Origin of the sequence: Limnohabitans sp. Hippo4 (genome assembly GCF_003063605.1) — a bacterium.
Classification (GTDB): domain Bacteria; phylum Pseudomonadota; class Gammaproteobacteria; order Burkholderiales; family Burkholderiaceae_C; genus Limnohabitans_A.
The window spans coordinates 18,017-31,875 of the sequence record NZ_NESE01000005.1 but is presented as its reverse complement, the minus strand read 5'-3'; the positions used below and the strand labels follow the sequence as shown (position 1 = coordinate 31,875).

10 protein-coding genes are annotated in these 13,859 nt (G+C 52.5%); 2 read left to right on the top strand and 8 right to left on the bottom strand.

Going from position 1 to position 13,859, the window contains the following annotated elements; all coding sequences use genetic code 11:
- Positions 1–16: 16 nt before the first annotated feature.
- From B9Z46_RS12500 to B9Z46_RS12490, 3 genes are all read right to left on the bottom strand, one after another.
- Complete coding sequence (locus tag B9Z46_RS12500; protein WP_108256963.1) at positions 17–1,177, bottom strand: trans-acting enoyl reductase family protein; 1,161 nt, start codon at positions 1,175–1,177, stop codon at positions 17–19.
- A 73-nt stretch (positions 1,178–1,250) separates the two neighbouring features.
- The gene (chrA, locus tag B9Z46_RS12495; RefSeq protein WP_108256961.1) at positions 1,251–2,603 is read right to left on the bottom strand and encodes a chromate efflux transporter; all 1,353 of its coding nucleotides are present in this window, start codon (positions 2,601–2,603) and stop codon (positions 1,251–1,253) included.
- Positions 2,604–2,634: 31 nt separating this feature from the next.
- On the bottom strand, positions 2,635–4,545 hold the full coding sequence (locus tag B9Z46_RS12490; protein ID WP_108256959.1) for an FAD-dependent monooxygenase: 1,911 nt from the start codon (positions 4,543–4,545) through the stop codon (positions 2,635–2,637).
- A gap of 227 nt (positions 4,546–4,772) precedes the next feature.
- Between B9Z46_RS12490 and B9Z46_RS12480 the strand changes: the two genes are divergently transcribed.
- A complete protein-coding gene (locus tag B9Z46_RS12480; protein WP_108256955.1) occupies positions 4,773–6,977 on the top strand; it encodes an OsmC domain/YcaO domain-containing protein in 2,205 nt (734 codons plus the stop codon).
- On the opposite strand, the gene B9Z46_RS12475 is transcribed toward B9Z46_RS12480, so the two are convergent.
- Positions 6,897–7,328 (bottom strand): DUF2244 domain-containing protein, encoded by a 432-nt coding sequence (locus B9Z46_RS12475; RefSeq protein WP_158268437.1) that lies wholly within the window; start codon positions 7,326–7,328, stop codon positions 6,897–6,899. The two genes, B9Z46_RS12480 and B9Z46_RS12475, sit on opposite strands and share 81 nt — an antisense overlap.
- 166 nt (positions 7,329–7,494) lie before the next feature.
- Between B9Z46_RS12475 and B9Z46_RS12470 the strand changes: the two genes are divergently transcribed.
- Positions 7,495–8,046: a hypothetical protein gene (locus B9Z46_RS12470; RefSeq protein ID WP_108256951.1), complete on the top strand. Its 552-nt coding sequence runs from the start codon at positions 7,495–7,497 to the stop codon at positions 8,044–8,046.
- 57 nt (positions 8,047–8,103) lie between these two features.
- On the opposite strand, the gene B9Z46_RS12465 is transcribed toward B9Z46_RS12470, so the two are convergent.
- The 4 genes from B9Z46_RS12465 to B9Z46_RS12450 are packed head-to-tail and all read right to left on the bottom strand — an operon-like array spanning position 8,104 to position 13,776.
- Positions 8,104–10,014, bottom strand: coding sequence for an alkyl sulfatase dimerization domain-containing protein (locus tag B9Z46_RS12465; RefSeq protein WP_108256949.1), 1,911 nt, complete (start codon positions 10,012–10,014; stop codon positions 8,104–8,106).
- On the bottom strand, positions 10,011–10,982 hold the full coding sequence (locus tag B9Z46_RS12460) for a tripartite tricarboxylate transporter substrate binding protein (RefSeq protein ID WP_108256947.1): 972 nt from the start codon (positions 10,980–10,982) through the stop codon (positions 10,011–10,013). Before B9Z46_RS12460 ends, B9Z46_RS12465 begins: the two co-directional genes overlap by 4 nt.
- Positions 10,983–11,008: 26 nt before the next feature.
- On the bottom strand, positions 11,009–12,202 hold the full coding sequence (locus tag B9Z46_RS12455; RefSeq protein WP_108256945.1) for an acyl-CoA dehydrogenase family protein: 1,194 nt from the start codon (positions 12,200–12,202) through the stop codon (positions 11,009–11,011).
- A 2-nt stretch (positions 12,203–12,204) separates the two neighbouring features.
- On the bottom strand, positions 12,205–13,776 hold the full coding sequence (locus tag B9Z46_RS12450) for a class I adenylate-forming enzyme family protein (RefSeq protein WP_108256943.1): 1,572 nt from the start codon (positions 13,774–13,776) through the stop codon (positions 12,205–12,207).
- Between the last annotated feature and the right edge of the window lie 83 nt (positions 13,777–13,859).

The following is a 13,859-nucleotide window of genomic DNA, read 5'->3' as shown; positions in this document are numbered from 1 at the left end:
CCTTGTGGTGTGGCGCTTATTCCACGCTAAATGTCAGGCCCGCATGCGACTGCAAACGTGCGATGAGTGCGTGCCCCATCGCTGATGCGGGCGTCCAGAATCCGCCCTTGGTTTCAGTGGCATCTTTCAACAAACAGATGGCGGCCTCAGCAATCATTTTGGAGGTGCTACCGTAGCCGGGGTCACGGTCGCCTTTCACGCCAACCTGCACCGATTGGCCTTGTTCGTTGGTGGCAATGAACAACACGTCGTAGCTGCCTGCTTCGCGCTCGGCTTTGGACGGGCCTTCGCCGGGTTTGAGTTTGTCTTCGCTCATGCTCTTGTCTTGCGCAATGGCGTTGGCAATGGCTTCGCCTTTTTCGCCAGGGCCCGTCACGATCATTTCGTCGTACACAAAGTCGGAGCCCCACACATGGTTCAACAAAAAGTTGGAGCGGTGCACGTTGCGGGTGTTGATGGTGGCCATGATGAAGGGCGCAACCCATACGCCCATCACTTCGTCCAACATAGGCTTGTGACCAGTGGGTTGTTTAGGACCTTCAAAACCAGGCGTGAGTGAGAATGGGTTCTTGAGCAAGTCAATGACGCCAGGCTGTGTGGCAGCAGCAGCCATGGTGGCCTTGAAGCTGGCTGCCGTACCGCCGGAGAATGTGCCCTTCATTTTGCGAACACGGCCGCGCACACGCGGTGCAGGTTTACCAAAGCGTTTGGTCATTTCGTCTTGCGCCATGAACACACCCAAGTCGAAAGGGCTGGAGTCGAAGCCGCAAGAGAAGACCAGTCGTGCGCCACTTTTTTCGGCAGCTGCTTGGTACTGGTCAATCATGTGACGCATCCATGCAGGCTCGCCGCACAAGTCGACATAGTCCACCCCCGATTCGGCGCAGGCTTTGACCAATTCGTTGCCATACAGTTGGTAGGGGCCGACAGCAGAGATGACCAAACGCGTGCGAGACATCAGTGATTTCAAAGACGCTTCGTCGCTGCTTTCAATCACCACCAAAGGCGTGGAAGCGGGTGCGCCAATTTCGTCGCGCACGGCTTGAAGCTTGTCTAAACTGCGACCGCCCATGGCCCACGTGAGACCTGTTTCAGCGCGGGTTAACAAATACTCGGCGATGAGGCGGCCTGTAAAGCCAGTGGCGCCGTGCACCACGATGTCAAATTCTTTGGTCATGCGATACCTGTAGGGGAAAACGGCAGAGATTAACGCTGGAATCGAGAGTTTGCTGTCGCCTTGGAGATGTATCCTATAACCACAGTTTGATGAGAATACCAAGAAGGCCACAAACACCAATGACATGCATCACATTGCGTTTGTATTTAAAAAGCGCAATGGCGGCAACCAGTGCAATGAGCGCAGAAGCAATGTCCAGTGATCCAGCAAATCCTTGCTGCCACAACGTGTGATAGCCAAAGAACAAGGCTAAATTCAAGATCACACCCACCACTGCGGCTGTGATGGCCGTCAATGGTGCGGTGAATTTCAAATCGTTGTGCGTACTTTCCACAAAAGGGCCACCCGCCAAAATGAAAACGAAGGAGGGCAAAAACGTAAACCATGTGACCAGTGTTGCGGCCAGTGCACCTGCTAAGAACAAACTGTCGGGCCCTAAGATTGCTTTGACATAGCCGCCCACAAAACCTACGAAAGCCACCACCATGATGAGCGGCCCCGGGGTGGTTTCACCTAAGGCCAAGCCATCCATCATTTGCGTGGCAGTCACCCAGCCAAACTGTTCGACGGCACCTTGGTACACATACGGTAGTACTGCATAGGCACCGCCAAATGTCAGCAGGGCGGCTTTGGTGAAGAACCAACTCATCTGCGTCCAGGTGTGATCCCAACCGTGTTGCATCGCCATAAAAGCCATGGGCAATGCCCACAGCGCAGCACCGACCCACATCACCTTCATCAGGCGATTCCAAGTGAACAACGCATGTGGTGGTGTGGGCGTGTCATCGTCAATCAAGGCAGGGCCAAAGGATGATTGCACGGTGGCGTGTCCACCACTTGCACTGAAAGAAGTGGGAGACATGCGACCGCCGATCAAGCCAACAAGCGCTGCAAATAAAACGATGATTGGGAAGGGTACATTCAGTGCAAAGATGGCCACAAAGCTGGCAGCCGCAATGGCAATTAAAAAATTATTTTTCAAGGCTCTTGAACCAATGCGATGCGCCGCCTGCACCACGATGGCCGTCACAGCAGGCTTGATACCGTAGAACATACCTGCCACCCACGTGACGTGGCCAAACGCAATATAGAGCCAAGACAAGCCGATCATCATGAACAGCGAAGGCAAAACAAACAACGCGCCGGCAGCGATGCCACCGCGTGTCTTGTGCATCAACCAGCCGATGTAGGTGGCCAGCTGTTGAGCTTCGGGGCCGGGCAGGACCATGCAGTAGTTGAGGGCGTGCAGAAAGCGTTTTTCTGACAACCAACGCCTGCGTACCACCAGCTCTTCGTGCATGATGGCTATTTGGCCTGCTGGCCCGCCAAAGCTGATGAAGCCCAACTTGAACCAGAACCTCAGAGCCTGCCAAAAGCTCACGGCTTGTGGTGCCTCTGAAGTTACTTCCGGATGTGTTGTGTTCATCCGAAGAGTTTAGCGTGCGATTGCAAATGACTTAACTGAGAATGCCTGCAAAGTAGGCCGACAGCTCGTCATACGCATCGAGTGGTAAAACGTTCGCCACATATTGGTCAGGCCGCACCACAATCATGCAGCCTTTTTCACGGTTGATGCCGCGCATGTCAAAGATGTCGCCCAGTCCTTTGTGGTCCACACAGAAGACTTTTTCGTAGTCTTGCAAACCCAGCTTGCCTGTTTTGGGCTTCAGCAAAGAAGGCATCTTTTCGTAAGCCATTTGGTCAAAGGTTTGTTGAAACACTGCGCGGAAATCAATCACGGCGTCAATGTCTTCCCCTTTGCGGGTGTGCTTCAGTACAGGCGAATTGGGATTGGTTTCTAGCCAATCTGACAATTTGTGAATGGCCGAACCTGCAGTGGATGTGTCTGCCTTGCCTGCAAACGCGTAAATGCGCCAACGCGCATCGGCTTCCGCCACGTGGCCCAATTGCATTTGCTTGGCATCGGACACGCGCACCACAGGTGCTGAGTGAAAGCGACGGCCAATTTCCTCGCCGGTGGCCAGCGCTTGGTGCGGGCTGTCGGCAAAGAGATATGACTTGTCGTACTTCACCGCTGTGCCGCCTGTGAACTCCAAGTTGTCCTTGAACTGGCGAATGATGCGTGGCTCTTCCGTGCCATCACGTTCGGCTTGTGTGGTGGGCGCCGACATCACGCGCGACCATTTGTGATCGGTATCGACCAAGCGCTTGGCTTCGGTCATGCGTTCATAGGAGTAGCTGCGCAACAAGCTTGGATTCGCACGGCCCTGCAACACATGAATCAGTTTCCATCCCAGGTTGAACGTGTCTTGCATCGACACGTTCATGCCTTGACCTGCTTTGGGGGAGTGGGTGTGGCATGCGTCACCCGCCACAAACACGTGGGGGTTGCGGCCAGTGTCATCGCCAACATCGTCAAATTTATCGGTCAGGCTGTGGCCAATGTCATAAATTGACCACCACACCACTTCTTTCACGTCCAGTGAGTAAGGCTTGATGATGCGATTGGCCGCAGCAATCATGTCGTCTTGCGTGAATTTTTTCTGCGCTGCTTTTTCGTCAGGGCGCAATTTGTCGAGCTCTACATACATGCGGAACACATAGCCACCTTCGCGTGGCAAGACCAAAATATTGCCTTCGTTGGCAGAAGAGATCAAACACTTTTGACGGATGTCCGGAAAATCGGTATTGGCCAGAATGTCCATCACGCCCCAAGCTTGGTGCGCCGCATCGCCATGCAACACACCGCCAATGGCTTTGCGCACAGAAGAGTGTGCGCCGTCGCAGCCCACCACATAGTTGGCGCGGACAGTTTTGGTGGCGCCCCAATTCAGGCCGGTAGAATCTTTCAGCACAACCGTGACGGGGTGGTCTTCTGTGGTGGGGTCTACGGTCAAGCTTAAAACTTCCCAGCCATAGTCGGGCGCCAAGCGAGAGGGTGAGTTTTGCATCACTTCTAAAAACAACTCGTGCAAACGCGCTTGGTTGATCAAGATGTGGGGCATTTCCGAGCTGTCATCGGCCACGTCTTGCACGCGCCCTACGCGCTTGATGTGCGCAGGGTTGGCAGGGTCGGGCATCCAGAAAGCCGTCTGATTGACCCAATAAGTTTCGCGCTTGACCTTGTCGGCAAAGCCAAAGGCTTGGAACATTTCCATGGTGCGCGTGTTGATGCCGTCGGCTTTGCCCTTGATGATGTTGGCGGGCATGCGCTCCACAATCATGGTGTCAATTTCAGGGAACTGGGCCAGTTGGGCGGCCAAGCAGAGGCCTGCAGGGCCGGTGCCAGAAATCAGCACATCGACTTTTTCCGGCATGGGCTCGTTAGCACCTCGGTTTCGGCGGTTGGGGGCTGCTTGCTTGATATCGGGGCTGCCGCCTCTGAAACCATCTTTGTAAAACTGCATTCTGGTGCTCCTAAATTGCAAATTTGTCTGGCCAGTCGAGGCCACAGCCGAAATAATAACTGTGCTTATTAATTTCTGTCAAGATAGTAAGCATGCTTATTAAATGGACTTTTCCCCCCTTCAACAGGGCCCCTTTGCCTATACTCAAGGTCCGCGTGGAGGAGAAAGTTCGCTCTTGTTCTTCATATTTACAGACAAGTGCAAATGCTGCCAACGCCTCTCTCGCCATGGAAATCAAGGTCAATTTTCTCGACAAACTTCGCCTAGAAGCCAAGTTTGATGATTTCACGGTCATCGCCGACCAGCCCATTCGCTACAAAGGTGATGGCTCAGCACCTGGCCCGTTCGACTACTTTCTGGCTTCCTCTGCTTTGTGCGCTGCCTACTTTGTGAAGCTGTATTGCGACACCCGCAACATTTCCACTGAGCACATGCGACTTTCGCAAAACAACATTGTTGATCCCGAAAACCGCTACAAGCAAATCTTCAAAATTCAGGTGCAGCTGCCACCTGACATTTCGGAAGTAGACCGACGTGGCATCCTTAATTCCATTGAGCGCTGTACCGTTAAAAAAGTGGTGCAAGAAGGCCCTGAATTTGTCATCGAAGAAGTGGCCAACTTGGATGAAGACGCTCAAGCCTTGCTCAGCCTCAAGCCTGATGCCCAAAGCTGCACCTTCATTTTGGGCAAAGATCTGCCCTTGGAGCAAACCATTGCCAACATGTCGGGCGTCTTGGCCGACCTCGGCATCAAGATTGAAATTGCCTCGTGGCGCAACATCATTCCCAATGTGTGGTCGTTGCACATTCGCGATGCGCATTCACCTATGTGCTTTACCAATGGCAAAGGCGCTACCAAAGAAAGCGCATTGGCTTCTGCCTTGGGCGAGTACATCGAGCGTCTGAACAACAACCATTTTTACGCGGGTGCTTTTTGGGGCGAAGAATTGGCCAATGCAGAGTTTGTGCATTACCCGAACGAGAAATGGTTCAAACCCGGTAAGAAGGATGCGCTGCCCAAAGAAATTCTGGACCCGTACTGTCTCAGCATTTACAACCCCGATGGCGAACTCAAGGGCTCGCACTTGATCGACACCAATTCTGGCAATGTGGCGCGCGGTATTTGTTCGCTGCCTTTCGTTAGGCAATCAGACCAGCAAATGGTGTACTTCCCATCCAACTTGGTCGAGAACCTGTTTGTCAGCAACGGCATGAGCGCAGGCAACACTTTGGCCGAAGCGCAAGTGCAATGCTTGTCGGAAATTATTGAACGCGCGGTGAAGAAAGAAATTTTGGAAGGCGAAATTTGCTTGCCCGATGTGCCCCCTGAAGTGCTGGCCAAATATCCCAGCATCATGGCGGGCATTCAAGGCCTTGAAGCGCAAGGCTTTCCCGTGTTGGTGAAAGACGCCTCACTGGGCGGTGTGTATCCCGTGATGTGCGTTACTTTGATGAACCCTCGCACAGGCGGTGTGTTTGCCTCCTTTGGCGCACATCCCAGCATGGAAGTGGCCTTGGAGCGCAGTCTGACAGAGCTCCTTCAAGGCCGCAGCTTTGAAGGCTTGAACGATTTGCCACCGCCCACCTTTGAGAGCAATGCCGTGACCGAGCCCTACAACTTTGTAGAGCACTTCATCGACTCTAGCGGCATTGTGTCTTGGCGCTTCTTTAGTGCTAAGCCAGATTACGAATTTGTAGAGTGGAACTTTGCAGGCCAGGGCGCCACAGCCAATGCCGACGAAGCTGCCAGCTTGTTTGGCATCTTGCAAAGCATGGGCAAAGAGGTTTACACCACCGTGCATGATCAACTGGGCTCGATGGCGTGTCGAATTTTGGTGCCAGGGTATTCTGAAATCTATCCCATCGAGGATTTGATTTGGGACAACACCAACAAAGCCTTGTTGTTTCGTGAAGATATTTTGAACCTGCACCGCTTGAGCGACAAAAGCTTGGCTGCGCTGCTAGACCGTTTGGAAAACAACGAGCTGGACGAGTACGCCGACATTGCCACGCTCATTGGCATTGAGTTTGATGAAAACACTGAATGGGGTCAGCTGACGGTGCTGGAGCTAAAGCTGCTGATCAACTTGGCCTTGAAACAACTGGATGCCGCGCAGGAGTTGGTGGGTGCTTTCTTGCAGTACAACGACAACACCGTTGAACGCAAGCTGTTTTACCAAGCCCTGAATGTGGCGCTAGAAGTGTCTCTGGACCCAGACCTTGAAATGGCCAACTACGAACACAACTTTCGCCGCATGTTTGGCGATGCGCGCATGGATGCCGTCTTGGGTTCAGTGAACGGCAGTGTGCGTTTCAATGGCCTGACACCCACCAGCATGAAACTGGAAGGCTTAGACAGACATCACCGCTTGATGGACAGTTTGAGGAAATTGCATGCGGCTAGAAATTTGTTGGGCCAGCAAAGGCCGTAAATTGGCGTGAATGAATTGACCAAAATACGTGGATTGTTGGCCTTGCCGCAACTCAATCAGTTCATTTTTGAGACTGTCAGTGTCCACACGGGTTAAGTACCTTGCCATCTGAACTTGTTTGGTTTGAAGTCCTATTTTGCTTTCGATGTGAACAAAGTTGTCAGACAAAATCAAGGACTCGTAGTCGTTGGCATGAATGGCGTTGTAGATGAATGCGATGAGCAGAGCCGCAATTTCAACCATCGAAAAAGGCAGGATGTAATGGGCGCCCGCCCAAAAGAAGGCGGTTCCAATCAGCAGCGTCACCAGGCCCAAGACCCCAAAAATGCGCGCAATTTGAGACGGCGCCATGGAGATGTTCCTTTTCAGGTGCCACCGCCAAGTTGAGCCATCACCACTGCCAAGAACATTTTGGGTCAGGTGTCCACTGTCCATTTGATGCAAAGTTCGTCAAAAACCCATTATCAGAAAAGACCGAAGACACGAACCTCAGTAAGGTAATTGGCTGACAAGCAGAATGGCAAACTTATCTGCAGAAGATCGCCACACCATCTCTATGCCCCAAAGAATTTCAATTTACGTGCTGTTGCTGGTCACTTTGGGTGTCTTCCTCAACCACTTTTCGCTTGAGCACAAAGAAAACGGCTACCTGCTGATGGTGGACGGTCGAGAAGTGGATGCCATTGGCGTCGCCCAAGACAAGTGGGTGAAACTGACGCGAAACTGCAGCCGTGTCAGGTCTGTCGATGCACAGACACCTGAGCTTTTAACTTTGCTGCAATTGATTCGAGACTACAGTCCGCCGGCTTCCGAAACAGCGCATGTCATCCAAGCGGCCACGACGGGGAATTGGACCTTGGTTGAGGTCAAATTCAAAGACTTGCTACCCGCTGTGGTGCTTATCGACCAAACAGTTCAGCCACCTCAAATTGTGCCCAATGCCATTTGGAGTGGTGAAACCCACCCTTGGCGACCTGCGCCTTTTGTTCGACAATACATTTCAAGCAAAGCCCCTCAAGCGCCTTCAGACTTGTTGGACTGCTTCGAGCCACAATTGAAAAAATTGTAAGCACCTTCTTGGTTGGTCGCATCATTGAAGGTCAAGCTTATCTGTATAAAACTGAAACTACCGCGTTGCCAATCGCGGCATGTATTCAAGAGGCAATTCAAAATAACCAAGAAAGTCGAACAGTTCCGTTAACTGACCTTTCAATAACTGTATTTCACCTCGTTCTAAAAGAGCCGTCATGTCCGGCCAACCCAAGGCCATTTGTCGTACCCAGATAGACCAATTGGTCCGCAAGTGAATCGTTACTGAATTGCCCTCAAACACACTGCTGCTCATTGAGATTTGAAGGACACCCTGACGGACTTCAAGGGCTACAAACATTTGACGGTCTGTCAATTCCAAGGTCAGGGTTTTGTGAGTCGACAGGCAACATTCAGCTTTCAATCTCACACCCAAGTTTCTGAGCAATTGTTTGGGTTCAACGGCCATCCAAATATCGCGCACTGCCAAGCCGTTGCCTTTGAAGGGTAAATTCGCATAGCGACCTTCAAGTTCCAGTGCTGAACTGAGGTACCAATGTCGCCAATTGGTATTCAATGTGTGAAAACCCAGCTGTCGTAAAGCATTTGCTTTGAATTTCAGTGCTTTTTCGTCCTTGGAATCCAGTCGCAATAACTGGCCCGCCAATTCAGCTATCCAACGGTAATCATCAAGTGCATCAATCGTGACTGTTTCTGGTGACTGCGCACGTGCTTCACATTCTTTAAGTTCTGACAGAACGACTTCTCGACCCCCTGCCAGTCGAACCCAGCGTTCAGCCCGTTTTCGAGGCGAAAGTGGATCGAGTGTGGTTGGGTCACCGTCGAACCAACCGAGCAATCCCGCAAAGACTTGACGAACACTGTGTTTCACAGTGCCGTAGTATTCTCCCAGCCAAGCATGTTGCGCCAAATGCGGTGGCAGGGCAGGCAGCCAGTCTGCCAATTCATCGGGTGTGGCACCATGGTTGATGAATCGCACTGCTTGATCGTGTATGAAGGCAATTGCATCGCGGTAGGCTGTTAGCAATTCTGAGATGGCGTGTGCACCGCCCACTGGGCGACCATGCGCGGGAACCAGCCATTCAACAGCTTGTGCAGAATGCTTGCGTCGCATCTCATCCAAGGTGTCGACCCATTGAGTTGGATCACGGTATCGGGTGCCCCGAATGGTGTGAACGTTCGCCAAACATTCGCCTTGAATGACCTCAGCACTGAGCAGAGTTTTTTCATCGGGTAGCCAAGCAATGATCTCATCGTCCGTCTCGCTGGGTGCATGCCTGAGTTCAAAACGCACACCAGCCAAGGTGATGTCGAGTTGATTGTCAAAAGTCAGTGTGGGAGGTAAAAAACTAACGCTGCTGTTGATGATGCGTGGACCGATTCCCGCATTCACACTGCCCTTAGGACCTTGTGGCAGCAATGCACCAAAAGAGTAGGCGCTGCGTGTGGCCAGAATGGGCGCCACCACAGAGGCATTGTCACTGATCGCCTTCATCAAGGTGCTGTGCGCAATGATTTGAACCTTGCCACTGTGCAACTCATCTTCGTCCACAAACGCGCGTGCGCCATTGATGTGATCGCTGTGATTGTGGGTGTATATCAATGCTTCTATGGGCCAATTGGCGCACTCTGGTACAGCGACTCTGAAGTCTTGCAAAATTTGCGCGGCACTTTGGTGCGATTCCGTCGTGTCCAATACCACCAAGGCCTGATCACCTTTCACGATGATCACATTGGCCAGGGCATATCCAACTGCGCAGTACACCCGCTCGCCTGCTCGGTAAATGCGTTGGCGCATTCGCTTTGCATGTGCTGCCAGCTGTGCTGGCACATCGGGGTGATCCCCTTCAAATGCCAATTGAACACCTGGATCGTGCACCACCACCAAGCCGTCTTGATAATGTGGTGCCTCGCACAGCTCAGGTCGCTTGCGCAAGACCTCGCGCAGGTGTTTTCCTGAAAACGCAGGATCGTTCAGCGAACTCATTGGGCTTCAAGTTTGGCCGATTTCATCATTCGCTCTGTGATGCCAATCTCGGCAAAAAGAGTATCACGATACTCATCGGACGTCGATGTTGCCACCATGCCGCCTTGTGCCTCTAATTTGGTACGAACTTCGGGCATGCCTAAAGCTTGTGTCAGTGCATCTGACAAACGTTTGACGATAGGTGCAGGGGTGGCCGCAGGTACTGACAAACCGCCAAAGGAGCTGACATGCAAGCCTGTCCAGCCAGACTCTGCCAGCGTTGGCGTATTGGGTAGCCTGCTGTTGCGATGTGCGCCGGTCACTGCCAATGCTTGCAAACGACCCGCAGTAATGTGTGGGATAGCCACTGAACTGATGGCCAATGCAAAGTCGACTTGTTTACCAATGACGGCTGTGGATGATTCTGAAGCGCCTTTGTAGGGGACATGCAGTGCATTGCCATTGCCCATGCTCAGCATTAACTCAGCACCCATGTGTGCGGGGGAACCTACGCCGCCTGAGGCATAACTCAGTTTGCCAGGCTCTTTGCGTGCACGCTCTATTAAGTCCTTGACAGATTTAAAGCCTGAATCTGGACTCACCACGACGGTTAAATCGGAGATGGCAATGCGGCCCACATGTGTGAAATCTTTCATCACATCGAAGCCCGGCTTTTTGTACATGCGCATGTTGGCAGCCATGGGCGTGGCCGAATAGATCCAGGTATAGCCATCTGCAGGTGCACGAGCAACCAATTGAGCCCCTAAGTTGCCGGCTGCACCAGGTTTGTTGTCAACGATCACGGGCTGCTTAAGAATGCCACTCATGGCGTCTGCCACCACACGCACGGTGTTGTCGGGTGCCGTGCCGGCAAGGTAGGGAACCACCCAACGAATGGCGCGGGTTGGGTAATCTTGCGCTTGAGCGCTGAAGGCGAAGCAAGACAACACCAGTGTCAATGTGCTCAAAATGATTTGATGTGAGTTCATTTTTGTCTCCGAATCCAAATAGTTTGTTAACGGCCAGTTGCTTGCAGCAGTTCTTTGGCGATCGTGTTGCGTTGAATTTCGCTGGTGCCCGTGAGGATGCGGTACATGCGAAGCATGCGGAATAAAAACTCAACGCGACGTCCTTGCACAATGCCTTCACCACCATGAATTTGAACGGCACGGTCTGCGATGCGGAAGGCCGTTTCAGAGCAATACAACTTGGCCATGGAGGCCTGCGCGCGGGCATCAATACCCAGGTCAAGGCTGCGTGCCACAGACAGCATCAGCGCGCGTGCTGCGGCCAATTCTGTGGCCATGTCGGCCAACATGTGTTGAATGGCTTGAAACGCGCCAATGGGTTTGCCAAACTGTTGCCGCTGTCTTGCATAGTCCAAACTGTCTTGCAAAGCCAACTGTGCCAAGCCCAACATGGCAGGGCAGTGCAATAAGCGGTTGACCGTGATGCGGCCCAAGGCCAAACCTAAGCCTTTGCCACGTTCGCCAATTTGGTTGCTGGCGGGTATGACGCAATCTTTCAACACAATATTGGCCGTGTGCGACTGACCTGCCATGGTTTTGTAGCCACCTTCAATCGAGAAGCCTGGTCGGTTGCGTTCAACAAAGAAAGCGGTGGTCTCGCGCACCGCAGGATCCTCGCTGGTCGAGGCAATGATGACGGCAAAGTCACAGAAAGGTGAGCCTGAAATGAACTTTTTGGTGCCATTCAAAACAAAGTTGTCACCTTGTTGCACGGCTGAGGTTTGCAATGCCCCCGCATCAGACCCTGCGTCGGGTTCAGTGATGGCAAAGCAGACGGCTTTCTCTGCGCGCGCTACAGGCAAGATGAAGCGCTGCATCTGTGCAGGCGTAGATTGACGTACCAAGGCGCCCAGTCTAGGTGGGCCGGTCAGCTCACCCAGAATATGGGGTGCAAAGGGCGTGCCACTGGCATAAATAAACTCTTTCACCAACGCATGGTCGTGCACGGAAAAACCTGCACCGCCCATGGGTTCGGGCAAAGTCATGCCGTAGAAGCCCTTGGCTTGTGAGCGTTTCCAAACTTGTTGCAGCAATTCTTTAGAAGGTGAATGGTCATGATCAATACCATGCTCTTGCGCCATAGGGTGAAGTTCTTGTTGAATGAATTCATCGAGGCGAGCGATGAAGTCGCGGGCTTTGTCGGAGCCTTCAAAAGCGTTAGGTGTTGTGGTGGTATTCATGCTCAATTGACCTTTCTGTCACGGCCTTGCCAATACCTTTCACGCACTTCTTTGCGTGAGAGTTTGCCGTTGCTGTTTTTCGGAAGTTCTTTCACAAAGTCCACTGATCGCGGTTTTTTGAAATCGGCCAGACGTTCTTTGCAAAAATCAATGATGTCTTGCGCTTGAACTTGTGCACCTTGGCGTAAAACTACCACCGCCTTGACCACCTCACCCCAGCGATCATCGGGAACACCAATGACACACACTTCGTAAATGGCAGGGTGTTGTGACAACACCGCTTCAATTTCACTGGGATAGATATTGAAGCCACCAGAAACCAACATCTCTTTTCTTCTATCGACGATGTAGATGTAGCCCTCATTGTCAATGCGAGCCAGATCGCCTGTTCTGAGCCAACCCTGTGAATCGATGGCTGCTGCACTCAAGTCGGGGGCGCGCCAATAGCCTGCAAACACATCAGGACCACGCACGCAAATCTCGCCAATGGCCTCGCCTTGCACGGGTTGTCCTTGATCGTCCAGTACTTGCACTTCAGACTCGCATGTGACGCGCCCACACGAAGACAGCAGTTCAGGTTTCTCGCCGCTGATGGCGCGTGCATGGTCGGCAATCGACAGGCTGATCACGCCACCCGTGGTTTCTCCTGCGCCATAACCTTGTGCCAGAACAGGACCAAATGCTTCCCAAGCTTCTCGAATGCGAGCCGGTGACATGGGGGCCGCGCCGTAACTCACTAAGCGAAGACTAGAGAGGTCACGGGATTTCAAGCTGGGTTCGGCCAGCAGCGCATGGATCATGGCGGGCACCATGAATGTCATGGTAACGCGGTGCTTCTCGATGGCTTGCAACAGCTCTGCAGGATGAAATCGGTCCAGTAACAAAATACTCACACCTTGGTACAACAAGGCTTGAATGAACATACCACTGGCGTGCGTGATGGGCCCGACTAAAAGCATCACATCGTCGCCGTTGCTTTGCATTCGACCCATGATGACCTTGCGCAATGAGGTCATGCGGTTACCCATGGTTTGCATTGCAGCTTTGAGCTTGCCGGTTGAACCCGATGTGTAATGCAACACAGCCAAATCGTCTGGTGTGAGATCGATGTGAATGTGTTCAATGGATGCGTTGGCCAGCAGTGCTTGGGCATCAAGCCATCCCTCTGCTTGATCGACTGGCGTGCATTCCCATGCAATGGCGTGTTGCAAGCTGGGCAGTCGTTGACGCATGCCTTGAACCATGGTGCGGTGCGTGGGTGCAACCAGACAGGCTATAGGCTCTGCATTGGTCAGTGCGTCTTCCAGTTCTTGGGCCGACAGCCGAGAGTTCAGTGCCACTTTGACCAAGCCGAGTTTGTAAAACGCGCATTCGGCTACCACGATGTCGGGACGGTTGGGCGAAACGATGGCCACGCGATCACCTTTCTTCAAGCCCAAGGCTTGAAGTGCATGGGCCATTTGGTTGGACTGTGTTTCCAATTCCCTGAAACTCAAGCGCTGATCGCGAAAAATGACAGCGGGTTTGTCAGGCCAGTGCAGGGCACTGCGTGCGGTGTAAATGCCAAAGTTCATGTCTTCTCCATTGAGAACGAAGGTCAGTATAGGAACCCTGTCCAATCTGTTGGATAATCGAAAAGGCTATCTTGATAACTTTT

Coding starts and splice junctions, on each gene's coding strand:
- B9Z46_RS12500 (WP_108256963.1), bottom strand. CDS start 1,177: ATGACCAAAGAATTTGACATCGTGGTGCACGGCGCCACTGGCTTTACA.
- chrA (WP_108256961.1), bottom strand. CDS start 2,603: ATGAACACAACACATCCGGAAGTAACTTCAGAGGCACCACAAGCCGTG.
- B9Z46_RS12490 (WP_108256959.1), bottom strand. CDS start 4,545: ATGCAGTTTTACAAAGATGGTTTCAGAGGCGGCAGCCCCGATATCAAG.
- B9Z46_RS12480 (WP_108256955.1), top strand. CDS start 4,773: ATGGAAATCAAGGTCAATTTTCTCGACAAACTTCGCCTAGAAGCCAAG.
- B9Z46_RS12475 (WP_158268437.1), bottom strand. CDS start 7,328: ATGGCGCCGTCTCAAATTGCGCGCATTTTTGGGGTCTTGGGCCTGGTG.
- B9Z46_RS12470 (WP_108256951.1), top strand. CDS start 7,495: ATGGCAAACTTATCTGCAGAAGATCGCCACACCATCTCTATGCCCCAA.
- B9Z46_RS12465 (WP_108256949.1), bottom strand. CDS start 10,014: ATGAGTTCGCTGAACGATCCTGCGTTTTCAGGAAAACACCTGCGCGAG.
- B9Z46_RS12460 (WP_108256947.1), bottom strand. CDS start 10,982: ATGAACTCACATCAAATCATTTTGAGCACATTGACACTGGTGTTGTCT.
- B9Z46_RS12455 (WP_108256945.1), bottom strand. CDS start 12,202: ATGAATACCACCACAACACCTAACGCTTTTGAAGGCTCCGACAAAGCC.
- B9Z46_RS12450 (WP_108256943.1), bottom strand. CDS start 13,776: ATGAACTTTGGCATTTACACCGCACGCAGTGCCCTGCACTGGCCTGAC.